Annotated in this window: 19 protein-coding genes and 1 tRNA gene; 8 read left to right on the top strand and 12 right to left on the bottom strand. The window is 34.0% G+C overall.

Annotated features, from left to right (window positions below):
* Window positions 1–101 precede the first annotated feature (101 nt).
* The 4 genes from AACZ41_RS09545 to tgt are packed head-to-tail and all read right to left on the bottom strand — an operon-like array spanning window position 102 to window position 4,203.
* Window positions 102–1,055 (bottom strand): acetyl-CoA carboxylase carboxyltransferase subunit alpha, encoded by a 954-nt coding sequence (locus tag AACZ41_RS09545; RefSeq protein WP_339628193.1) that lies wholly within the window; start codon window positions 1,053–1,055, stop codon window positions 102–104.
* Between the two features lie 49 nt (window positions 1,056–1,104).
* The gene (locus tag AACZ41_RS09540; protein ID WP_339628191.1) at window positions 1,105–2,004 is read right to left on the bottom strand and encodes a DMT family transporter; all 900 of its coding nucleotides are present in this window, start codon (window positions 2,002–2,004) and stop codon (window positions 1,105–1,107) included.
* On the bottom strand, window positions 1,991–3,073 hold the full coding sequence (locus AACZ41_RS09535; protein ID WP_339628190.1) for an LptF/LptG family permease: 1,083 nt from the start codon (window positions 3,071–3,073) through the stop codon (window positions 1,991–1,993). The genes AACZ41_RS09540 and AACZ41_RS09535 overlap by 14 nt, the downstream gene beginning before the upstream one ends.
* A complete protein-coding gene (gene tgt / locus AACZ41_RS09530) occupies window positions 3,073–4,203 on the bottom strand; it encodes a tRNA guanosine(34) transglycosylase Tgt (protein WP_339628189.1) in 1,131 nt (376 codons plus the stop codon). The genes AACZ41_RS09535 and tgt overlap by 1 nt, the downstream gene beginning before the upstream one ends.
* A 237-nt stretch (window positions 4,204–4,440) precedes the next feature.
* Between tgt and AACZ41_RS09525 the strand changes: the two genes are divergently transcribed.
* Window positions 4,441–5,031: a porin family protein gene (locus tag AACZ41_RS09525; protein WP_339628188.1), complete on the top strand. Its 591-nt coding sequence runs from the start codon at window positions 4,441–4,443 to the stop codon at window positions 5,029–5,031.
* A gap of 62 nt (window positions 5,032–5,093) precedes the next feature.
* Here the strand turns inward: AACZ41_RS09525 and AACZ41_RS09520 are convergent, their stop codons facing one another.
* Window positions 5,094–6,065 (bottom strand): FKBP-type peptidyl-prolyl cis-trans isomerase, encoded by a 972-nt coding sequence (locus tag AACZ41_RS09520; RefSeq protein WP_339628187.1) that lies wholly within the window; start codon window positions 6,063–6,065, stop codon window positions 5,094–5,096.
* A gap of 77 nt (window positions 6,066–6,142) precedes the next feature.
* Between AACZ41_RS09520 and AACZ41_RS09515 the strand changes: the two genes are divergently transcribed.
* A complete protein-coding gene (locus AACZ41_RS09515) occupies window positions 6,143–6,568 on the top strand; it encodes an RNA-binding S4 domain-containing protein (protein WP_339628186.1) in 426 nt (141 codons plus the stop codon).
* Window positions 6,569–6,616: 48 nt separating this feature from the next.
* Window positions 6,617–7,114, top strand: a complete 498-nt coding sequence (locus AACZ41_RS09510) for a phosphoribosyltransferase family protein (RefSeq protein WP_339628185.1) — start codon at window positions 6,617–6,619, stop codon at window positions 7,112–7,114.
* Here the strand turns inward: AACZ41_RS09510 and AACZ41_RS09505 are convergent.
* A complete protein-coding gene (locus AACZ41_RS09505) occupies window positions 7,106–7,630 on the bottom strand; it encodes a shikimate kinase (RefSeq protein ID WP_339628184.1) in 525 nt (174 codons plus the stop codon). The genes AACZ41_RS09510 and AACZ41_RS09505 overlap by 9 nt on opposite strands.
* A 131-nt stretch (window positions 7,631–7,761) precedes the next feature.
* On the opposite strand from AACZ41_RS09505, the gene AACZ41_RS09500 reads away from it, so the two are divergent.
* Window positions 7,762–7,834 (top strand) — tRNA-Lys (locus AACZ41_RS09500).
* 590 nt (window positions 7,835–8,424) lie between these two features.
* The gene (locus tag AACZ41_RS09495) at window positions 8,425–8,934 is read left to right on the top strand and encodes a GNAT family N-acetyltransferase (RefSeq protein ID WP_339628183.1); all 510 of its coding nucleotides are present in this window, start codon (window positions 8,425–8,427) and stop codon (window positions 8,932–8,934) included.
* Window positions 8,935–9,050: 116 nt separating this feature from the next.
* Here AACZ41_RS09495 and AACZ41_RS09490 read toward each other — a convergent pair whose 3' ends face one another.
* The 3 genes from AACZ41_RS09490 to AACZ41_RS09480 form a co-directional block, all read right to left on the bottom strand.
* Window positions 9,051–9,893: a universal stress protein gene (locus AACZ41_RS09490; RefSeq protein WP_339628182.1), complete on the bottom strand. Its 843-nt coding sequence runs from the start codon at window positions 9,891–9,893 to the stop codon at window positions 9,051–9,053.
* Between the two features lie 193 nt (window positions 9,894–10,086).
* Window positions 10,087–12,315: an FUSC family membrane protein gene (locus tag AACZ41_RS09485; protein ID WP_339628181.1), complete on the bottom strand. Its 2,229-nt coding sequence runs from the start codon at window positions 12,313–12,315 to the stop codon at window positions 10,087–10,089.
* Between the two features lie 141 nt (window positions 12,316–12,456).
* Window positions 12,457–13,623, bottom strand: coding sequence for a response regulator (locus tag AACZ41_RS09480; RefSeq protein ID WP_339628180.1), 1,167 nt, complete (start codon window positions 13,621–13,623; stop codon window positions 12,457–12,459).
* Window positions 13,624–14,017: 394 nt separating this feature from the next.
* Between AACZ41_RS09480 and AACZ41_RS09475 the strand changes: the two genes are divergently transcribed.
* From AACZ41_RS09475 to AACZ41_RS09465, 3 genes are read left to right on the top strand one after another with little or no spacing between them, the layout of a single operon-like run.
* Complete coding sequence (locus AACZ41_RS09475) at window positions 14,018–17,107, top strand: hypothetical protein (RefSeq protein ID WP_339628179.1); 3,090 nt, start codon at window positions 14,018–14,020, stop codon at window positions 17,105–17,107.
* 1 nt (window position 17,108) lies between these two features.
* A complete protein-coding gene (locus tag AACZ41_RS09470; RefSeq protein ID WP_339628178.1) occupies window positions 17,109–18,356 on the top strand; it encodes a hypothetical protein in 1,248 nt (415 codons plus the stop codon).
* Window positions 18,357–18,369: 13 nt separating this feature from the next.
* Window positions 18,370–19,875 (top strand): cellulase family glycosylhydrolase, encoded by a 1,506-nt coding sequence (locus AACZ41_RS09465; protein WP_339628177.1) that lies wholly within the window; start codon window positions 18,370–18,372, stop codon window positions 19,873–19,875.
* Between the two features lie 150 nt (window positions 19,876–20,025).
* Here AACZ41_RS09465 and AACZ41_RS09460 read toward each other — a convergent pair whose 3' ends face one another.
* From AACZ41_RS09460 to AACZ41_RS09450, 3 genes are read right to left on the bottom strand one after another with little or no spacing between them, the layout of a single operon-like run.
* The gene (locus tag AACZ41_RS09460; protein WP_339628175.1) at window positions 20,026–21,255 is read right to left on the bottom strand and encodes a glycosyltransferase; all 1,230 of its coding nucleotides are present in this window, start codon (window positions 21,253–21,255) and stop codon (window positions 20,026–20,028) included.
* Between the two features lie 34 nt (window positions 21,256–21,289).
* A complete protein-coding gene (locus AACZ41_RS09455; RefSeq protein ID WP_339628174.1) occupies window positions 21,290–22,558 on the bottom strand; it encodes a sugar isomerase in 1,269 nt (422 codons plus the stop codon).
* A 39-nt stretch (window positions 22,559–22,597) separates the two neighbouring features.
* On the bottom strand, window positions 22,598–23,737 hold the full coding sequence (locus tag AACZ41_RS09450; protein ID WP_339628173.1) for a response regulator: 1,140 nt from the start codon (window positions 23,735–23,737) through the stop codon (window positions 22,598–22,600).
* Window positions 23,738–23,839 lie beyond the last annotated feature (102 nt).

The raw sequence follows: 23,839 nt of genomic DNA, 5'->3' as shown, positions 1-23,839 counted from the left end.
AACTAAAATTTCTTGTTAATAAATTACAATTTTCTGTTGATAACATAAAAAAACCGAGAAATAAAATCCTCGGTATATATTGAAATTGCCTAAAATGTAGATTAACCGTTGAATACACCCATTTGGGCATACTTATCCATGCGTTGATTTACTAGTTGTTTTGGTGATAACTTTTGCAAATCCTCAAAATGAGAGGTGATTTTATTTTTAACTATTTCAAAAGTTTTCTCACGGTTGGAATGAGCTCCACCTGCAGGCTCACGAACAATTTCATCGATAAGCTTTAGCTTCTTCATATCGGTAGCTGTTAATTTAAGCACATCAGCAGCTTTTTCTTTATACTCCCAACTTCTCCATAAAATAGAAGAACAAGATTCAGGAGAAATCACAGAATACCATGTATTTTCTAACATTAGCACCTTATCACCTACACCTATACCCAATGCACCACCTGATGCACCTTCGCCGATGATCACTACAATAATCGGAACTTTAAGACGAGTCATTTCTAAGATATTACGAGCAATCGCTTCACCCTGTCCACGTTCTTCAGCTTCAATGCCTGGGTATGCACCTGGTGTATCTATTAAACAAACCACTGGTACTTGGAATTTTTCAGCAGATTTCATTAATCGCAAAGCCTTTCTATACCCTTCTGGGTTGGCCATACCAAAATTTCTATACTGTCTTGTCTTGGTGTTGTATCCCTTTTGTTGACCAATAAACATATAACTCTGATCTCCAATTTTACCCAAACCACCGATCATGGCCTTATCATCCTTGACATTACGGTCTCCGTGCAATTCTAAGAATGTTTCACCACATATAGCTTTTATATAATCTAAAGTATAAGGTCTATTCGGATGTCTTGAAAGCTGAACTCTTTGCCAAGCGGTAAGGTTCTTATAAATTTCCTTTCTAGTATCGGTAAGTTTTTTCTCAATCTGCTTACAAGTCTCTGTAACGTCTACATCACTTTCCTCCCCAATTACCATACACTTGTCCAATTGCTCTTCCAATTCTTTAATCGGAAGTTCAAAATCCAAATATTCCATATTTCAATAAAGTTTCATTAGTTGTGGCTCAAAGATAAAACTTTAATACCTAAATCTTAGGTACCCTTTTTTTAATATTCTCTCTTTGCTTTAAAATACCGTTAGCAATGACCGTTGTGAGTATAATTAAGGCTCCCACATAAAACATAGGCTTCATTTTTTCTTCAGACCCGAATATGAACCACGCTAATAGAATACCATAAACTGGCTCTAAATTGGTAGTAAGCATAACGGTATATGGAGTTAAAACACGCATTATTTTTACCGAAGCAATAAATGCGTAGGCCGTACAAACTATTGACAGTATTAGTAAATAAACCCAATCCAAAGTAGGAAGTGTAACCAAAGACATATTCCAATCCCCTTTTAAAATCAAAATAATTGATAAAAAAATCACTCCTACACCTAATTCATAAAAAGAAATAATTGATGGCCTATGATTTTGCACTAGTTTTCCATTAATCAGAGAAAATACAGCAGCTAAGAAAGCAGATATTAATGCTATTCCCATACCAAATACATATTGGGTTTCTACTTTAAAAATTAGATACAGACCTGCAACGACCAGTAAACCAAAAACTATTTCATATCCTATTACTTTACGACCATACCAAAATGGCTCCATCAAGGCAGTAAAAAATGCGCCGGTAGACATCATAGCCAAGGCCACAGAAACCGTAGAAACCTTTATGGCCAAGAAAAAGGTAACCCAATGTAATGCTACTACAATACCTCCACCCAAAAGCCAGAAAAAAGTTTTTTTAGAAACCTTTAAACTAAATTTTGCGAAGTAGATATACATTGAAATAAATACTGTGGCCAACCCCATTCTTATCCATACAAGTGGTAAAGATTCTATTGATATCAGCTTTCCTAAAATAGCCGTAAAGCCCCAAATAAAGACAATAAAATGTAAGTGCAGTAAACTGAGAATTCTATCTTTTTGCATTTTGAAGTAGATAAAATGCTAAACATCCAAACACAACATTAGGTATAACTACTGCAAGTAAAGGGGAAAAGCCTGACTGCTCTGCCAAAACACCGAATACCTTATCAAAAAAGATAAATATAAAAGCAATTAAAATACCGAAAGCTAAATTTGCTCCCATACCCCCTCTTCTTTTTACCGAAGAAACAGATACTGCTATTATGGTTAAAATAAAGGCAGTTAATGGTAATGCCCAACGCTTATATTTCACTAAAATATAGGTGTTAATATTAGAGGCTCCTTTTCTTTTTTGATCTTTAATAAAAGTGTCCAATTCAAAAAGATTCTTAGTCTCTGCTACATAAGAAACAGGAGTTAAGTCACCTATATCGAAGGCAAAAATAGTATCTAATCTTCTTTTACTTTCTATAATGGCAGTATCGCCAATTATTTTTCGCTTCTTATACGAAGTCAATCTATAATTAGAATCCTTTTCAACCCAACGAATATTTGCTGCAGAGATTTTAAAGTCCAATTTATTATTCTCATTAAATCGTTCGAAGGTGAAATTATGCCCCAATTGTCTTGCGGGATCAAAACTGCTTACATAAATGAAATCGGTTTCATTTAACTGATTGAAAATATTATTGGTGACCCTATCTTGTTTTCCTTTTTTCAAGTATTTGTACTTGAATTCATTGAAACCTACACTAGCATTGGGCACAATAAACATGGTCATGAAAAACATTAAAATAGCAATCAAAGTAGCCCCTATAATATATGGTCTTAGAAATCTACCATATGAAACCCCTGAGCTCAATATTGCTACAATTTCAGTGTTATTGGCTAATTTGGAGGTGAAGAATATTACAGATAAAAATAGAAAAATAGGAAATAACAGATTGCCTATGTAAATTGTAAAATTCACATAATACATCACTATTTCATTCAACGGTGCTTCATTATCAATCATTTTACCGATTTGCTCGGCCAAATTCACCATAATACCAATGGGAATGAATAGCAAAAGCATTAAAGAAAATGTCGCTAAATATCGTTTTAGTATATATTTATCTATTATCGAAAGCATTATAGCCTTTTATCCATTTGTTTAACCATGATATCTTTCCATTGCCTAAAATCTCCTGCTATAATATGCTTTCGTGCTTCACGAACAAGCCACATATAAAATCCTAAGTTATGAATTGTAGCAATTTGTTTACCCAAATATTCATTGGCAGCAAACAAATGTCTTAAATATGCTTTAGAATATTCACGATCTACAAAAGTAGTTCCCATCTCATCTAACTGAGAAAAATCATCTTCCCACTTCTTATTCTTAATATTAATGGTGCCATGAGCTGTAAACAACATTCCGTTTCTAGCATTTCTAGTAGGCATTACGCAATCGAACATATCTATACCTAATGCAATATTCTCTAAAATATTAATCGGGGTACCAACACCCATTAAATATCTTGGTTTGTCTTCTGGTAAAATTTCACAGACCACTTCGGTCATGCCATACATTTCTTCTGCTGGCTCACCAACTGAGAGTCCACCAATGGCATTACCTTCTGCACCTGCATTTGCAATGTACTCTGCCGATTGTCTTCTTAAATCTTTGTATGTTGACCCTTGTACAATTGGAAAGAACGTTTGCTCATAATCGTACTCAAAAGGTGTCTTTTCTAAATGGTTTATACAACGATCCAACCACCTGTGTGTCATATGCATGGACCTTTTTGCATAATTGTAATCACAAGGGTAAGGTGTACATTCATCAAAAGCCATAATGATATCAGCACCTATAATACGCTGAATCTCCATTACATTCTCTGGTGTAAACAAGTGCATAGACCCATCGATATGAGATTTGAACTTTACCCCTTCCTCTTTTATCTTTCTATTTGCAGATAATGAATACACCTGGTAACCGCCACTATCGGTAAGAATATTTCTATCCCAACCCATAAATTTATGGAGTCCGCCTGCTTTTCTTAATATTTCAGTTTTTGGCCGAAGAAAGAGATGATAGGTATTCCCTAAAATAATATCTGGATTAACTTCTTCTTTCAATTCTTTCTGATGCACTCCCTTAACTGATGCTACAGTGCCCACGGGCATAAAAATCGGGGTCTCTATAACGCCATGATCAGTAACCACGGTTCCTGCTCTAGCTTTTGATTGTGCGTCGGTAGTGTGTAATGTAAACTTCAAATTTTCTAAATCTAGTTGCAAATATAATGAACTGCTTGTGGGAAAAACTTAATAAAAACCAAAGATATTACTGAAATTATTAAACCTAACTCCCCCTTACAATAACTCAATAAAATGAAAATTAACCCAAAACAAACCTAAACAATAAAGGTACAACACCTACGTTTTGATGGTATAACGAGGAATAGAACCTTTGGTATTGTATTTACTGAATGTTCTACTTTAAATAAAACAGATATGAAAAAAACAATTTTAGTAGCCTTTATGGCACTCTCAGGGCTATATAGTATAGCGCAGGGCGATTCTAGTTTTGGAATCAAAGGAGGATTAAACTATAATGCTAATGGTGATTATTTTGAATCTGCAGGTGATGTAGCCGAAAACCCTGATCGTAATATAGGATATCACATAGGTGTTTTCGGAAAAATCGGAGCATCTAAAGTTTATATAAGACCAGAGCTTGTTTATACCAAGACCAAGTCTGATTATGAGAACAGTGAATTTGACATGAGCAAGTTAGATGTACCGGTATTATTGGGCATCAAAGTAGTAGGACCATTGCATGTATTTGCAGGACCAGCTTTTCAATACATTCTAGACACCAAGTTTGACGGTATAAAAATAGATGATGTTGAAAACGACTTTACCGTAGGAATAAACGTAGGTGCAGGTGTAAATTTTGGTAAACTAGGTGTTGATTTGCGATATGAGCGCGGCTTTAGTAATAATGAAGCTACCTTTATAAATACAGAAATTACTGCTGTAGGGCCAAGCAGGATAGACTCAAGACCAGACCAACTAATTTTAAGTTTGTCATTGGCCCTTTAAACTATGGTTCGAAAATTAAAAGCCCTCTTAAGAGGGCTTTTTTGTTTAGTCAAATCTATAACTTATAAATCATTGTCAAGATGATCAGGTATACCGTCACCGTCCGTATCAGGAAATATTATAATTCCGTTTGCATCTTTTTTAATTACTCCATCTATTTTAATTTCATCAATGGTTAAAATACCATCATTATCATCATCGGTATCATTAAAATTCGCCAAATAAACCCTCACTCCTTCTGATTCGCTATCCGTGTTATCATCATTTAGGTTGCCATTTCCATTTAAATCTTCTTGAATTGAAGGAATACCGTCTCCATCAAAATCAGAATCTGGCTCATAATCAAAAGCATCAATTTTAAAAATCAATGGTGAATATGCCGTAATAGATGAATTTGATGAACTATCAAAATAACCTAGACCAGCAGGTATAAATATTGCACCTATACCATAACCATCATAGCTTATGGTACCATCTGCATTATCCAAAGGACCTGAGCCTGTTTGAAAATTTTCAACCCCATTACCAAATCCTCTAACAACTGAAGAAAGATTAAAACGCACAGGTTGATTAGAAGAAGCATCGAACAATGTACCGTCCATTAAAGAGCCTTCATACCTCAAAATGGAAAAATCACCAATAGTAGGCTTACCTTCCTCAATACCTTGCCTAACTACCAAAGTATATAATTTATGATCTATTACTTCACCGTCAGTTCTACCAAAGCTCGATGACTCAACAGAAATCGTTTCAGTAATTAAAAATGGGCTATCATAAATAGATTGCTTCGTGCTATTGGCACCAGCGATAGTATCGAATTTTATTTTAAAATCGAATCCTTCAACCGCAGCATCAAACTCTTCCTTATTATAAAAATGTGTTTGTAGGAATTCAACAATTTCTGCATCATCCTCAATGGCAACTTCACTTAATGTTCTTGGTGGTATAACTTCACCTGGAGAATCATCATCCTTTTTACAAGAACTTATAATTATTAGTCCGGCTATTAATAAATAGGCATATTTCAATTTCATCAAAAATCTATTTTAAGCGCGCAAGATACAATTTTCCCCTATTTTTGCTTGGAAGTTAACAAAGAATTGTACCCGTAATGCGCATAGATAAATTCTTGTGGAGCACACGTTATTTTAAAACTAGAAACATTGCATCTACGGCATGTAAAAAAGGCCATGCCAAAATCAACGGGCAAACTGCAAAGCCGAGCAGAGAGGTCTATCCTATGGATGAAGTTATTATTCGCAAAAACCAGATAGATTATACATTTACCGTTCTTGATATACCCCCCAATCGCGTAGGGGCCAAATTGGTAGATATTTATCGAAAGGATACGACTCCAAAAGAAGCATTTGAGCACAATGAGCTTTTGCAATATTCGAAAGACTACTATCGAAAAAAAGGTATCGGCAGACCTACAAAAAAAGATAGGCGCGATATAGATGACTATCTAGAAACCCCTTCTGAAAATAAAGATGCAGATACAACATCATCTGATAAAAATATTAAAGAAGAGGAATAAGGTAAACTTTTGAAAACATAACTATCTTTATTCGTTTAAGAAAAATTCATGGAACAGACCATACTTTCACACTTACAGATTCAGTATAAGATAGAACGCATAGCCTATCAAATCTACGAAGCCAATGTTAATGAAAAGGAAATTATCATAGCAGGAATAGATGGTGGCGGATTACAGTTTGCAAAAAAAATTGTTTCGAAGCTTAAAAAGATAACGGAAGCAAAAATTACACTATGTAAATTATCGATGGATAAAACCAATCCTTTAAAAAGTGGTGTTTCTACATCTATGTCAGAAGAGGAGTTTGTCAATAAATCGGTAGTAATCGTTGATGATGTGCTTAACTCGGGCACAACCTTAATATATGGTGTTCACCATTTTCTTAAAACTCCTTTAAAGCAGCTTAAAACTGCTGTACTGGTTAATCGAAACCATAAAAAGTATCCGGTTAAGGCTGATTATAAAGGTATTTCTTTGTCTACTTCTTTGCAAGAACATGTAAACGTTCGTTTTGAAACGAAAAACGATAGAGTCTTTTTAGACTAATGCATTGATAATCATTTCTGCAATTTCAGTGGGTGTATTATTATTCCCCTTTACTTTTTTATGTGCTTTATTGTAATAGAAGCTTCTTTCAAATAAATGTTTACCAATAAATTCTTGCATTTCATCACCTTTAACATGAGCAATTATAGGTCTGTGATTCTTTTCGAGCTTTAAACGTTCTGAAAGTTCACTAATACCTATGTTTAAATAAAATGAATTAGCAGTTTTTTCATTTACCAGCTCCATATTATCTCCAAAACACGGAGTTCCTCCGCCTAACGAAAGGACAAAATTGGTTTCTGTTAAAAAAATTTGCGAAAGGTATTCCCGTTCCTTTTTTCGAAAATAGAGCTCTCCCTTTTTCTCAAAAATTAAACCAACCGACATATTTTCTTGCTGTTCTATATAATCATCTAAGTCTAAAAATTTAATATTTAAATGGTTAGCAACAATTTTACCAATAGTTGTTTTACCACTTCCCATGTAACCTAGTAATACAATTTTCACATCTTTCATTTATACAAAATTGAACTAAATTTAAAGGAATTCAAAAAAAAAGAAATTTATCTTAAAAAGGGTTTGGATAATAAAGTAATCGACTTATATTTGCACCCGCATTGAGGGATATTACTTCTTAAAATGCTTTTGACCTGGTAGCTCAGTTGGTAGAGCATCTCCCTTTTAAGGAGAGGGTCCTGGGTTCGAGCCCCAGCCCGGTCACTTTTATATTAAAGCCTTCCCATAAACGGAAGGCTTTTTTGTTTCTTCTAATCTTCTAAAAACACACCAACTTAAGGAATAAAGAAGCTATTTAGAAACGACTTGATATATTTTTGTTCGACCTATTTTTTCTTATATAACGCCTATTCTTATTGGTATTGGCTCAAAATTGTATATTTCGTAAATATAATCTCAATTACACATATTTATGTTTTGTACTTCATTATCATAAACCGCAATCCAATGATAAGATTCTTTAGAAAAATTCGCCAAAAGCTATTTATGGAAAACAAAACTGGATAGTATTTTAAATATACAATCGGAGAAAATATCATTGCCTTAGTTGTTTGGTATACTTAAAAATGGCCTAAAGAAAAATCAGAGCTCTAAATGGTCGAAAATCAATTTAATGAGAATCAAACTTAAGCCGTAATTAATTTATTGTTAGTTCTAGCCTACTTACGAAAATTCTCACGGTTCAGATAGCTATCTGCATGCAATTCGATTTGTATTTGTTAAATTAGGCCCTTAAACAAGCAATGGCAAATACACGAAAAGGTTACCTCCAAGCTGACAAAACGCAAATTTAAGTGTACATAAACATAGAAACAGAAAGATTAATAATAAGACCAATAAATTTGAAGGATACTGAGTTTATTATCGATTTGGTAAATTCTGAAGGTTGGTTGAAATTTATCGGTAACAGAAATATATCTGATATTAATGATGCTAAGAAGTACATTCGAAAAATACTTGATAATAATAATTTTTATTATAATGTTTTTGAATTAAAAGAATCTCGAAAGCCAATTGGTATAGTGACATTTATGAAACGAGAAGATGAGCAGTACCCTGACATTGGATTTGCGCTATTACCTGAATTTGAAAAAAAAGGATTTACGATTGAGGCAAGCAAAACATATCTTGAAAAAATTAAAAATTTAAACAAGTACGAAAACATTATTGCAATTACTATATCTGATAATCAAAAGTCAATTAACTTATTGCTCAAGCTTGGACTTAAATATACAGGTAAGTACGAAAAAGATGAAGACACTTTATATTACTATAGTTTAAAAAATGAAAAAGCCAAGGGTTAAACTTTTGTAAAACATGGCTATTACAGGCTTTTCGAAATATTTTAATAAGATTGTGAATTTTTTGAATTTGGTTATTTAAAAAATATTATGGATTTATATACTATTTTCAGATAGTTCTAAAGTGCGCTTGCGTTAAGACTCAGCATTGGTATCGTTATTTTAGACTCCATTTTCTTAATCAAATCTTTATGGAACAGCTTTTTTAGAAAGCCATTTTGTTCACGTTCCAATAAAGCAATCATATCGGCATTCACAGTATCAATATTTACCCGTAAACCTTCATATGTGTTATCATTAATTCTTACATCAAAAGTCATGTTTGTGTAACTGGTTTTTTCGAATAACATCTCTTTAAACCATGCCATCTTATCGTTTACTGCATATTCGTCTTTGTTTGTAATATGTACCACCTTAATAATGGCATCAAAAGGCTTGGCCATACTTATCAATTTTTTAATAGCCAAAAAATCGTCCTCTTCAAAGTCAGTGGCATAAACCAATGTCTTTATCTTTTGAAACGACTTTGTACTAGGAACAATAAAAAGCGGTGCGGCTACTTTTTTAATAAGTGCTTTGGCAATACTACCTGTAAATGACCCACGTGCCGTGTGTTCATCTTTCATTCCAATAATCAGCAAATCTGGAGACAAAGCTGCTGTTTCAGACAAAATTCCGTTGGTGACCGAATCATCTTCTCTTACCTCATATTTTATCAGTACATCGGTCACATTATCTTTTAAGTTATTCGAGCAATAATCCTTTAAAACGAGTAATTGTTCATCGTACGCATGCTCACTTAGATATTTCTTAGGGCGTATGGTCTTAACCGAAATCGGGGGAAGACTAAATATATGTAGTACCGTAAGATTCGCTTTTAGAATATCACTCAACATTAATGCATATTGAAGCGTATTAGTATCATGCTTTGAACAATCGGTGGCATAAAGAATATTTTTCATCTCAAGTATATTTTTATGGGAATGAAATTAGGGTTATATATCTTAGTTAAATATGACATATGTCAGTAGTAGCCATATATTGCTTATGATTTATGTTCAATACTATTGTTCTTCATTTCATATTTGGACAATAGTTTACATCGCACGTGATTACAGAACTTTGCTTAAATATAAAAATTCAATAACTGCGCTTTTATTTTAAATTTGAAGTAAGTTTTAGCATATTTGAACTCAACGAGAACAATAACCTTAATTGCTCTCGCACTAATTGTTCTTCTTGATGGTGACGCTTCATTTCAGTATTTTCTTGGTCACTAAAATTTACACCATTTGATTCGAGTTTCGGTAGCTGATTTTCAAATGAAGAAACATCTTGCTCAAAGCGTTTTTCATCTTTGGGTTTGTCACTATCTAATGTTTGCAACACCTTAGATAAATTGTTATCTATCTTAGAAATAACAGCATTAAACTTATCAGAAGCATCAGTAGTATTTTGATGTTGTATATACATACTTAATGATGATAAGGACGATAGAAAATAATGGTTCAATTCTACCAACTCATAAATCTTATTTAGATTTCTCTGTTTAGAATGCGGTTCTTGTGTCATTCGCTGAAATGCCGAACTTAGGTTCGCTGTTTCGACAAAGGCATTTTTACGAGACAGTCTATAACTTGTTGACACTTCGCCTTTTCGATTATAAAAATCTGCAATTTGAAAAAGATACCCTCGGTTGGCGGCTACACTCTTGGCAACAATTTTCTCTATTTCTTCAAAACCCCAACTAGGCCATAAAAATAGAAATCCGATATAGGACAATCCGGAACCAACCAAGGTATCGAGAATTCTATATTGAATAACCAGGAAAACATTTGGCTGTAAAATCCCATAAACAAAAACAATTGTTAAGGTGATAAAAGTTGCAGATGCTTTATAGTTCTTTTGAACCATAGATAAGGCTATTATAAGCGATACTAATGCCAAACCAACATAAACATAGATATCTTGAACTAAATACACTATTACACCTGCTATTGCCCCTCCTATCAAAGTACCGATAATTCTATCTTTAGAACGGGTTTTTGTTAGACCATAATTTGGTCTCATTATCAATATAATGGTCAATAATATCCAATACGGATTTTGAAATGAAAACACATTACCCAAAACAAAACCTATCATTAATGTTATAGCTAGTCGTAACGAATGTCTAAATATGGTTGACTTAAGAGTAAAATTTTGCAATAATATTTGCGGACTATAATCTTGTGAAATTAAAAACCTTTTTAATATCTTCTTATCGATAAATTCGTCTGATGCTACTTTATTATCACTTAATAACCACTTAATTCTTTTTAGTTTTTGGAACTGTTCTTCTTGATATTCCAATACATTTTGAAACATAATGAAAGCTTTGTAAGCATTTGCTTTATCACTCTTACGTAAGTTCAAAAGCTTGGTTCGTATTTCATCAAAACAAGTCGATAAAGAATCGTGTTCTGGAATCTGTTTTGGCTTATTTCCTACTACAGAAATTAACTGTAATTGATTTGCCATTTTAAAAATCAGATTTTGAAATAGCTGTGTAAATTCAGGAAAGCCCTCGAATTGCTCGTCCATCTTGGGGTAATCTACAGGGTTAGCACCAGCAGTTTCTAACATTTCTATTAGTTGAACCAAAACCAATAATCTTTTACCATTATAAACCGACCTTCCTGAGTTTTTACGAGATAGTATTAGTATTTCACGCAACATCTCGTGTTGTTCGGTCAATTCGCTTTGCAACACAAATAAGCTCGCCTGCAGTTTTTTTCGATTATTATTCCGGTCTATTAATTTACCTCTTATTTCAAGTAATTTACCCGTACGCCCAATTGTCTCATATAAAATTTCTTCGGTTTGTCCTTTAGGGTTGATTGAATACCAAAACATGGACAATGCTAAATACCAAAGTCCACCAAGACCAACTAAAAGAGAATACTCAAATATTTCTAATTCATCTGGAGTGTGCGCAAAACTCAAAACCAATGCCAACAACCCAGAAAAACCAATTAAAGAAGCTCTGAAACCGTACGAAGAAATAAGCGCTATGACAAAACTTGTAACTCCTAATATAATCATTGAAAGCCAAGGCTGATAATGTAAATAGCCACCAATAAAACTCACGACCATAACTAAAGCAGCCGAAAGGAGGATACCTACTATTTTATGCTTTTGACTACCATGAACATCACTTGGAGAACTCCAAAATGCACCAAAGCCAATTGCCAAACCTATTTCTGCATGTTTTAACCACACACCAAGTGCTATGGGAGTAACCACCGCAATTACCGTAATCAGTGATTTTGAGAAGTCAGTACTTCCTAAAAAACGAACCAGTTCTTTAAAGTTAAGTGCAATAAAGTGATAAATCTTATTCAAGTCCAATAGTATCGATCACAAAGATACGCTTTGGTTGTAAGCGGTTATTTAAATTGACTTAAAGTAAAAAAGTGCCGAGGTATACAAACCTCAGCACTTTTAAAATACTTATTGAAAGTTGAACCTAATCTCTAGGTACTATTATCTATAATAGACAGCTATTTGAGCAAGTTGACCAACTATTTTCACTGAATCTTTCATGGATAGTTTAGAACCATCTGCATGTATCCATCTTTTTAGGGGTTGTTCACAAATCAAGCTTTTCACTTCTGTTTTACCAAAATACCTTATCATTCTCATAAACAACTCTACATCGAATAACCATTTGGTAACGAATTTTTTATTGAACATTTTAGAGGCAATTTCACGATCCATAACTTTTGCACCGCACTGTGTATCTTTAAAAGGCATACCTAAAATAGTTTGAATAATAAGATTTATGGTCAAGCTAATAATCTTACGAGCAGACTCTTTAGTAATATCGGCACTCATTCGTGCAATTCTAGACCCACTTACAATTTTAAAGTCTGAGCTTTCAATCGTTTTTACCAAATCATTAAAATCTCTAAAGTCAGTAGATAAATCTGCATCTAAAAAGCCGATGTAATCGAGTTGTGCATCTTTTATCAGATGTAAAATACCTTGTCGAACCGCTTCTGCCTTACCGCCATTTTGTTTACAATTATAAATACTAATATTTTCTGGATTATCTTCTTTTAATTTTTCAAGAACAGTTAGTGTATTGTCCGTACTACCATCATTTACAAAACAAAGATGATAGCCCAAATTCTTATGTGCAAATTCTTTGAACTGATTACTTATAAGTCGCTTCTCTTCGTTATAGCATGGTATCACCACCCCAACACAATTTTTCTGCAACATTCGTGTGTTAGATAGTTTTGTTTTTGTTTCTTCTGTAGTTTCAGGCGCTCCGATAATTCTTTTTATCCTGGCCGCCATTTCATCTAAACTTACCGGTTTTTTCATGTAATCATTAACCCCCAAATCAAAATTTCTCATAATAACCGTCTCATCTGTATTACCGGACATAACGAGTATAGGTGTATTATTATTCATAAATACCCGAATATACTTTACTACTTCTGTACCGGTACATGATACCAATTCCAATCCAGACATTTCTGGCATATTCATATCTAGTAAAACCAAGTCGGGTTTAAATGAATCGAATAGTTTAATCCCTGTTTCAATCGAATTGGCAGTTCTTACCTCATACCCTAATTCGGTTAATCGCCTTTCAACCGAAAGTAAAATTAGTTTTTGGTCATCTATGGCTAAGATTTTCATTTATTAGATTTAAGTGAGATACTGGTTATTTAAAGTTTACACCATCAAATTTACTTTACCATTTCCGTGATTTTGATTGTAAAAAGATAGATGACACTTTACTATAGACGAATGGTTTTTAAAGTTCGATAGCTGATTGTGAAGTACATGAACAATAAAGCTATCTTTGTTTTGTTATATTTTCTTACAGATATTGATAACTATAAAAGACGAATGTCTTATTATAAATATTTTTTTTGAAGGATTTGACAAATAAATATTAAACGGATTTCAAAATTACAAAGTAATTTATTGTAGGTATTCTATTATTAAATTGTTAGCTGTTCACTTTTTATTGTAATCTTCATCTCATATATTTAATACCTTTAGGTAGAACTTGATTCTAAAATAAACTTTGGAAAAAAAAACCAATACCCTCTTAATATTAGCTTTAATTGTAGGGCTAGCTTTTCATGGTTCTGCTATTTTCTTCACGTTAGAATCTACATATGATGCATTAATTCATTTATTTTTTGCTGATCATTACGCTAACAGTTGGTTTGACCCTTGGGAATACAGATGGTATACCGGTTTTACGGTACAATCTTATCCACCGTTGGTACATCAACTCATTGCTATACTTTCTTATATAGGTGGTCTAAAATTCGGAATGTATACCGTTGCATTAATTGCTATTGTATTATTTATAACAGGAGCGTATAGATATACCCTGTTAATGACCGGTAGTAGAAGAATAGCTGGCTACGGTGCTGTTATGGCAGTTTTCTCATCAACGTTCGTAGAAACTTTACACATTTTCGGGCAGTTACCAAGTATTATGGCATTATCCATTCTTCTGCATTCCATGACAGAAATTTACTTATGGATAAAAACTGGTAAATCACGGTACTTTATTACCTCTGTAACTATGTTAGCTGTAACAGTAACTTCTCATCATGTTACGCCTATTTTCGGTATGGTATTTTTTATAGCGCCATTAATTGGAATGGCAGTTATGGATGCTGCCAAAGAAAGAGTAAACTCCTACAAAGGGCTTACTTTCAAAGTATTCTGGAGCACTACTTTGCAGCATTTTTGGCGAATTGCAAAATTTGGAGGTAGTGCTATTTTTTTAATTGTTTTCTGTATTTTTCCTTACTGGTACAACTCCAAAAGAAACCCGATTACCCAAGTTGCTATTCCGCATGGATCACGAGATAATTTCTTGGAAATAACGTCATCTGGTCTGGTCTTTTTTATAATCCCATGGGGTGTATTCCTTTTTATCCTTCCCTATTTCTTTTATAGATATTTTAGTAAAAGATATATATTCTTCGGATTATCTTTTGCTTTACTTACCATTTTAGGAACGGGTGGCACTACCCCCATTCCACTAATGATGTTGGGTGAAACAGCATTTAATATTCTTACTTTAGATAGGTTCACCTTATGGGCAACAATTATGGTCCTCCCTATTTTTGCCGAATTCGCCTATAGAATGGTAGAAGGTGATTTAAAGACTTTAATACAAGAAAAATTTGGTGGGGTTTACCATAGGGTCTTAGGGGGATTAATTGCTGGTGGCATGTTATTTATGGTGGTTTTCACAATGACTCTGGGTTATTTTAGGCCATCGCAACCAGCAAAGATTAATATGCTACCCATTGTTAACTTTTTAGGAGCAGATTCACATGATGCTTGGCGCTATTTACCGTTAGGTTTTGGCGACCAGATGGCTTGGCTTTCTGCACAAACCGATGCCATGACGGTCGATGGAAATTACCACTCTGCCCGTAGATTACCGGAATTGACAACAAGGGCTATTGAGCGTATAGAAAACTCCAAATTTAGGGGTGTAGAAGGTATAGGTTCATTACAACAATTTTTAACCGTACCCGAAAAATATAATTTAAAATACATTTTCTCCAATGATAAATTCTATGACCCTATACTTTATTATTGCGGCTGGCAACGATTACAACAATTAGAAAATGGTATTATGGTTTGGGAGAAACTAAATGTGGCCCCCATACCGCAAATAAAACCCAAGCAAGATGTACCTACCATAATGAAAATTATGTGGGGCATAATACCTTTATTAACTGTATTAATAGCCATTTTTGTAAATATTCAAATGATTTGGGTAAGGTTATTAAAATCTAGAAAAGTAAAAGAGCATTCTTTTATGAAACTAGATTTACCCTATAATAAATTTCCATCTAAGCTTTTAACCTTTTCTCATTGGTGGGCATTGGTCATGCTTATTTGTTTAGGGTATGGTATGTATATATTCTATGTAAAAAACGTTACACAATTATCACCTAATAATGTAGTGGAGTCCTATTACGATGCTTTGGATTTTAAAGAATTCTCCAGAGCCCACTCTTATATTGATCCAGAAGAAAATATTGATATCGCCCAATATATGCTAGAGGTATCGGTAACCGATGGCATATTAAGTTCATATGCTAAATTAGACTCTCTAGGTATTGAGATTTACGATAAAACCGAAAATAGTGCAAAAGCCAAGGTAGCCACAAGATGGATTACACCATTAGAAAATGTATTCAACAATGACTTTCATGAACTGGTAAAGAAGAAGAACAAGTGGTATATAAAATCTTCAAAAGTAGATAATGATATACCACCAGACCAACTTTTCACTGCTAATAGCACCACCTATTACAATCACGGTAGAAGAAAGATTACAACCCAAGAAACGTATCATGAAGATGTTTTAAAACAACCCGTATTAGAAATTCTATCGGCCAAACTGGTTAAATACAAAGGGCAATATAGCATTATTGGTGAGCTACAAAACGTAGATAATACACCGGCAGATATTGTTATTAAAGCCACGCTATATAACGACAATAATAAAGAGCTTGCCAATTACAATGCTAAACATCAAATTAAGCATAAGTTAATGCCCAAGGAAACTACTACCTTTAAAATAAATTTTGAAGGTATTGCATGGTCTTCTACCAAAGACACCTTACCACCTACCTTTGACCCTGATCAATTTACGCCAATAAGTTTTGAAGAGCAACCCACTAAATTTAATTTACAATCTGCAGGAAATACGGCAAATACAGACTTATATAAGCATGTAGCTTTGCAAGACTTAGAATATACAGACCAAGGATTTAACGGTGTTCTATTTAATTCGGGCGTACAGGAAGTGACCATTCCTCAATTGATAATTTCTTATTATGATGCAGATAGCCAACTACTTTGGGTAGATCATAAATTTGTTACCGAAGGTGTTCGAATACAACGAAAACAATTTTTCAATTATAAACCTCTAGAACTCGATAGTCTAGAAATTATTGGCAGCAGCTTAGAAAATTGTTTTGTAAACGGTTTGCCTAACAAAGCTATTGCCGATAAAATATTTCCGAATAGAAAACTTATCCATGGTAAACAGCAAACCCAACCTTTTAAAGGTAAGGGCTATGAGTATATAAAATTTGAAATAAATAGTTATATAGGTAATCCTAAATAGTATGCACATTAAAATTTTAATCGTTTTAAGTCTTATACTACTTGGTTGTTCTGATAAAAAAGAAGAACGACCAAAAGAATTCAGCTACCCTAAAGTAGAACTGGTATCCCAACCAAATTCTAGTATAGCAGGAAATCCTATTACCCTGTCATTCAAAGCAGATGGTGCTATAAAAGATCTGAAACTACAGGTGAAGAATGCCTATGGAAATGTAATACTGGAAACGGAGAATGCATCTAATGAATTAATTACGTTCAACATTCCCACAAATTTCACTAGAATTGCCGGTCCCTGCAGATGGAAGCTACTATTAAATGGTCATACATTACATAATGGCAAATTTGATATTACAACAAATACCCTCAAGGCCACTTATATTGAGTCTTATTTCGGACCTCGAAGCGTCACCGCGGGGTATAATGATTATTCAATGCTTACGATATCTCCGACCGATGCCTATGACAATCCTTTAGATAATGGCACTGAAGTCACTGTTAAATATCAATTTTTAGAGAATATCAATGAACTAAAAATCACTACAGAGAGTTTTTTCGCTTTTTACAATGTGAGGTCAACCTTGCAATCTGGTAGAATATTAGTCTCATCAGAATGTAACGGCATTAACTCTAAAGAACTTGCAACTATTGTTTACCCTTCCAACGCAACTAATTTTGGCATAACCGCCTCTAGCGCTCATAATTTTGCAGACGGTAATCAAATCATCACTTTTAAATCGGATATCATAAAAGATGAATTCGGCAATATGGTTACCAATGGTACGTTGGTTACTTTCGTAATCAAAAATGAGAACGACTCATATTTATATACTATTGGTACAACGGTAAATGGTATTGCAGAAGCGAAAACCTTACACCCAGATAAAGCAACCAATTGGGAAATTCAGGCATTTGTTACCGGTGCAGCCGAGAGTAATACTACAGAATTCTCATTTAAAGCTGCTGTTAAAGACTATCCCGTTCATTTTTCCAAAGGAAATAGAAATATAGATATTGGTCCGTTCGAAAGTTTTATGAAGCAGCTAATTCCCGATGGTCTTCTTTTGCAATTAGATATTTATGATGCCGACGGAATATTCATCACATCTAAAAAAACAACCACTAAAAATGGTGCATGTAATATATTTTTGGGCGAACACTTTCTTCCTGAAGGAAATTATCAACTAAAATTGTTCGCAGCAGGAATTACAAAAGAATTTACAAAGAACATTCATGGCGATACAATTAAATAAAACATTATACAGAATGGTACTAATAGTCACATTTTTGGCTATTAACGGACTGGTCATATATGGAATTGGAGCTGCATGGTCCTTTATGAATACCGGTGCGGACAAAACCTCTATGCTGCATTTAGAGGTACCCATGGAAGATGTGTACAAGCCAAATGTAGAATGGATAAACTTGGAAAACCCAGGAAGACCAATGGAGGAGCAAGCGTTGGGAGAAATTACAAACGATTATATGAATGCATGGCACGTTCGCAATATAGCATATAAGAAAAATGACCGTTACGGTATAGAAGATTTTTATACCGATAGCGCCAGGGTACGATTGTATGATAACATTGATTTAAACAAAAAGAACAATCACTGGTATAAACGAACAACGCTAAACCACAATTCTTCTTTAGACTTTTATACGGCAGATGGTACAATGGTCGTCTTCAAAGATTATAATGTTGAAGAGTACCAAGAAGTTTATGAAGGCGAAACGCTATTGTCTAAAGAAAAGGATACCACCAGTTACCAAGTTATGATGCTGTTAGAGGATGGATTTTGGCGCATTAGACACCTAAAAGAAATACCTACACCAGGAGATACCACTAAAAGAAAGCAAAGAAAAATACGGAGTAAACTTAAAAAAGTTGAGAACATAAAAGGAATTAATTACTACCCTAAAGACTCCCCGTGGAATACATTCGGGAAAAAATTTAACGATACTATCATTAATCAAGATTTTGAAATCATTAAAAATATGGGGTTAAACACCATCCGCGTATTTATTCAGTATGATGATTTTGGAAAAAACAGGGTTGATTATAAAAAACTACAACTCTTAAAAACCCTCTTAGATAGTGCTGAAGAAAACGAGTTAGATGTATTAATTACTTTATTCGATTTTTACGGCGATTATGATGTTTCTAATTGGACGCTTACGCATAGACATGCTGAGACCATTGTAAATGCTGTTAAAGACCACCCAGCTCTTTTAGGTTGGGATATAAAAAATGAACCCGATCTAGATTTTGATTCCCGTGGTCGTTTGCGTGTGCTTGGCTGGTTAGAACAAATGATCGATAACATTAAGAAATGGGATAAAAATCACCCAATCACCATTGGTTGGTCTACACCAGAAGCTGGTGTTGAACTAGCCGATAAAGTAGATTTTGTGTCCTATCATTATTACAGGGATATAGAGGACTTTAAAAGTACATACGACACCCTAAACGCTAAAGTACCCAACAAACCTAAAGTGCTTCAGGAGTATGGCATGTCTTCGTATAAAGGAGTATGGAACTTGTATAGAGGAGCAGCCGAAGAAGGACAAAAAGAATACTATAAAGAAATGCAACAATTATTGAAAGATAATAACATACCGTACATGTTCTGGACGTTATATGACTTTAAAAATGTACCTAGTTCCGTGGCAGGAAATTTACCTTGGAAAACCAAAAAGCAACATTTCTTTGGTTGCCTAGATTCCTTAGGAAATAAAAAACCCGCATACTTTGAGTTAATTAATCAATAATAAACAAGGTTACCCTACAGTGTATTTAGTGTCTATAGTTTTCTAACTTTCTACGCCGCCACAAACATTCATGCCTAAATTGAACTAGACCTTCTAGAATAAAAAAAGGCTGGTTAAAAACCAGCCCATAAATATTAACCATATCGATCCTTAATGAACCAATTTCTTCTCTATTGTTGAAATATCAATATTGAACCCCGTCTCTTTCGATTTCTGAATAGCTTTAAAGTAATCTATATACATTTGGGTAATTGCAGACATTGGCAATGAACATGCCGCCTTATAATTTTGCTTTCCGAGTTGTATTCTATACGCATCGTTTGTTAGAATTTTCTCAATTGCCGTTGCAAGAGATGACGTATCATCGGCTTCAAAAAACTCACCTTTATAACCTTCTTCCTCAACTAAAGTGCTTAAGTCACCAAGGTCTGGCAAAGCTACTGCGTTACCATAACTACCAGCTTGATGTAAAACTCCTGAACTACCCGTTGTAGAGGTATATGGAAAAACGGTCACCGCACTTTCACCAAAAAGTTTCGGCACATCTTCCTCTGCAACATAACCTGTAAAACGAATTTGTGGGACATGGCTATATTTCTCTTTCATTTCGTCCAAATAACCCGGTGTGTTCGGGCTATCTGTACCTGCAATAACAATTTCTATATCTTCATTTAATCTAGACCTGATTTCCTCCACCGCCTCTATCAATATTTCTACTTTTTTATACGTACCAAACTTGCCAAAAGCCATAACCTGCTTTGGGCCCGCTGGTAATTTATAATCTGGCTCTGGAGGAGTTTCAAAGGCGCCATGCGGAATCAATGCTACATTTTTAACCTTATATTTTTCTTCTAACGTAGACACGTATTTACTTATGGTAACAGCTAGTATATCTGATGCAAGAACAAATTTGGTTAACGTGGTACCTATAAAATTATAAATACTTTGAAGTATTTTATTATTGGTAAAGCCTGCATTCTCCAAATCTACTTTTTCAAGAATATTATGAAGCAATGATATCGTTGGAATTCCTTTCATTTTACAGATAAAAGGAAGCATTAAGCCCAAGGCTGCAGGTACTTTTTTATCCCCAAATTTTAAAAATTGTAAATTGAATAAAACAGCATCTGGCTTAGTTTGCGAAATAGTTTTACTAATATTAAAAATGTTAGTATAACTATTAAAACTCCAACATTCTTTAACGGTAATCTTACAGCCGTTTTCCTCAAAATTTAAATCTTTTGGTTCTTCGGTACGATCGGTAATCAATATCAATTCTGTAACTTCTTCTTGAAGTCTAAAATGTTGCACCAAATAGTAACCATATTCTGTTAAAGTTACTTTACTAGGTGGGTATGCGGTTACAATTGCTAATTTCATTTTGGTTAAGTTTTATTAAAATATAATTTGATGGTTAAAGCGTGTTATTAACAACCATATCCATTTTAGATGATGAATTTTTTATGATGAAAAACAATAGCTGTGCAACCAATAGTATAACCATTGCAATTATTTGCATATGCACTACTGTTTCAAGATTGTCATGGTATAGCATTATGAGTGCCACTTGTGAAAACCCTAATAAGCCAGATAGTATTACAGGTGAATATTGGTTTAACGACAGAAAGTAATAAGCGAAAATATTAGAGACTGCAAATAATGATGTTGCCAAAGCATATTTCCAAAGTAGGTGTGCTATTGATAAATAAGCATCACCAAACATTAAGGTGATTATCAAATTTGGGAGTAAAAAGCAAACAAATACTATGAAGGTTGATAAGCCACCAATAAAGAATACATATTTAAAAAGTACAGGTGCAGTTGGTTCTCCATCTTTTTGCTTCTGAATTACCGTTGGCATTAATAACATAACAAACATCCAAGCAACGAAATAAACAACCCTACCAATCAACGCTAATGATGAGTATAGACCAGCATCTTTATCATTAAAATAATGCTTTACCAGTAGAATGTCGCTATTATTTATGATAATCTGCGTGAGTTCATAACCAGCGGTAAGCCCAATAAAAATCCAGACTTGTCTTAAATCAACTGCAGCTAGTTTACTTTTAGAAAAAACTTGAACTCCTTTAAAATCCGAAGGAAAAAGTCCGAAGACAAACGATAGCGCTATACCTGCTGCAATTAAAATTCCCGGTTCAAAAGGCATCAATAATAGCAAAGCAAAAGTAAGCAAGAGCCTACTCCACATTTCTGTTTGATAAGTGGCCGCTAATTTTCCGAAGTCATGCCTTCCTTGAAACCTTCCTCTATTTACACTCATAACAAAGTACAAGGGTATGGCCACAGCAAAAATCATGAACATGTAATGATTCTGTGTATTAAATAGCTCTTGAAGATTCTTTGAAAAAGTAAGCACAAGAATTCCTGTAAACACACCAAAAACCAATGCATACCGATACATGGTATCCTTAAAGACAACCCACGTTTCATCTGAAAATAACACTGCAAATTTGGTGGTGGCGAGCTGAAATGTCATCCCAACGAAAGACAAAACCAATAACAATGTTACCAACAATGCCGCATCGGCAAACGCTTCTGGCCCTAATAATCTACCTAAGAGTAAATTATATAAATAATTACCACCATTGACCAGCAAGGCGCTACCCATAAACAAATGCTTAGGGGATACTTTCTTTAAAGTTATTTTTATTGCTGACATGAATTTAGGTCTTATCTAGTTGATTTTAAGTTTCAATAATTACCTGTAGACAAAGGCGATTTTTGCCAACTGACCAACAATTTTTACTGAATCCTTCATAGATAATTTAGACCCATCGGCATGGATCCAACGTTTAAGAGGTTGCTCACAAATAATTTTTTTAGCTTCGGTTTTACCATAATGTTTTCGCATTCTGATGAACATTTCAACATCGAACAACCATTTGGTAATAAATGGCTTATCGAAAAGTAATGGTACTACAGAACGGTCCATAACTTTTGCGCCACATTGCGTGTCATTGAATGGCATTCTTAAGATGGTTCTGATGATAAGGTTAATGGTCATACTAATAATCTTACGTGCGGATTCTTTAGTAATATTAGCCCCCATTCTACTCATTCTAGATCCACTAACTATTTTAAAATTAGATTGGTCCAATGTTTCCACCAAATCATCAAAATCTCTAAAATCTGTAGATAAATCGGCGTCTAAAAAGCCTATATAGTCTAATTGCTCATCTTTAGCCAAATGCAACATACCTTGACGTACAGCTTCTGCCTTACCACCGTTTTGTTCGCAATTATAAATACTGATATTGCTTTCGCTACCTTTTTTCAATTTCTCTAAAACCTCTAAGGTTTTATCGGTACTACCATCATTAACAAAACAAAGATGGTAACCAAGATTCTTATGCGCGAAGTCTTTAAACTCAGTGCTTAAAAGACGTTCTTCCTCATTATAACAAGGTATTACAACGCCTACACAATTTTTTTGCAACATTCTAGCGTTAGTAGAAACTTGCGAACTGTCACTAATAATAGGAGCACCAACAAGTCGCTTTATACGTGCCGCCATTTCATCTAAACTTACAGGCTTTTTCATGTAATCATCGATGCCTAAAGTAAAACCGTCCATGATGATGTTTTCTTGGGTATTACCAGACATTACCAAAACCGGAACACCTTTTTTTGTACCAGATTTAATATGTTTTACCACCTCTAGACCAGACATGTCTGGCATATTAATATCAACAAGCACTAAATCAGGCTCAAAAGAATCGAACAGTTCTATTCCCATTTGACCAGTATTAGCGGTCTTAACACTGTAACCTAATTCAGAAAGGCGTCTTTCAACCGATAAAAGAATAAGTTGTTGATCATCAATAGTTAGTATTTTCATGATAATATTTAAGTAAGATTTAACTTACATATAACGTATTATTCAAGTAATATTGTAAGAAAATCGTAAAATAGTTTAAAAATAGATGTACCACTTTAAACG

This window comes from uncultured Maribacter sp. (assembly GCF_963974015.1).
Classification (GTDB): Bacteria; Bacteroidota; Bacteroidia; order Flavobacteriales; family Flavobacteriaceae; genus Maribacter.
The sequence above is the reverse complement of the archived record's forward strand: the minus strand, read 5'-3'. Positions and strand labels throughout refer to the sequence as shown.

Bases quoted from the DNA above. Each gene is read 5' to 3' on its own strand.
- AACZ41_RS09545 (WP_339628193.1), bottom strand. From the start codon at position 1,055: ATGGAATATTTGGATTTTGAACTTCCGATTAAAGAATTGGAAGAGCAA.
- AACZ41_RS09540 (WP_339628191.1), bottom strand. From the start codon at position 2,004: ATGCAAAAAGATAGAATTCTCAGTTTACTGCACTTACATTTTATTGTC.
- AACZ41_RS09535 (WP_339628190.1), bottom strand. From the start codon at position 3,073: ATGCTTTCGATAATAGATAAATATATACTAAAACGATATTTAGCGACA.
- AACZ41_RS09525 (WP_339628188.1), top strand. From the start codon at position 4,441: ATGAAAAAAACAATTTTAGTAGCCTTTATGGCACTCTCAGGGCTATAT.
- AACZ41_RS09520 (WP_339628187.1), bottom strand. From the start codon at position 6,065: ATGAAATTGAAATATGCCTATTTATTAATAGCCGGACTAATAATTATA.
- AACZ41_RS09515 (WP_339628186.1), top strand. From the start codon at position 6,143: ATGCGCATAGATAAATTCTTGTGGAGCACACGTTATTTTAAAACTAGA.
- AACZ41_RS09510 (WP_339628185.1), top strand. From the start codon at position 6,617: ATGGAACAGACCATACTTTCACACTTACAGATTCAGTATAAGATAGAA.
- AACZ41_RS09505 (WP_339628184.1), bottom strand. From the start codon at position 7,630: ATGAAAGATGTGAAAATTGTATTACTAGGTTACATGGGAAGTGGTAAA.
- AACZ41_RS09490 (WP_339628182.1), bottom strand. From the start codon at position 9,893: ATGAAAAATATTCTTTATGCCACCGATTGTTCAAAGCATGATACTAAT.
- AACZ41_RS09480 (WP_339628180.1), bottom strand. From the start codon at position 13,623: ATGAAAATCTTAGCCATAGATGACCAAAAACTAATTTTACTTTCGGTT.
- AACZ41_RS09470 (WP_339628178.1), top strand. From the start codon at position 17,109: ATGCACATTAAAATTTTAATCGTTTTAAGTCTTATACTACTTGGTTGT.
- AACZ41_RS09465 (WP_339628177.1), top strand. From the start codon at position 18,370: ATGGTACTAATAGTCACATTTTTGGCTATTAACGGACTGGTCATATAT.
- AACZ41_RS09460 (WP_339628175.1), bottom strand. From the start codon at position 21,255: ATGAAATTAGCAATTGTAACCGCATACCCACCTAGTAAAGTAACTTTA.
- AACZ41_RS09455 (WP_339628174.1), bottom strand. From the start codon at position 22,558: ATGTCAGCAATAAAAATAACTTTAAAGAAAGTATCCCCTAAGCATTTG.
- AACZ41_RS09450 (WP_339628173.1), bottom strand. From the start codon at position 23,737: ATGAAAATACTAACTATTGATGATCAACAACTTATTCTTTTATCGGTT.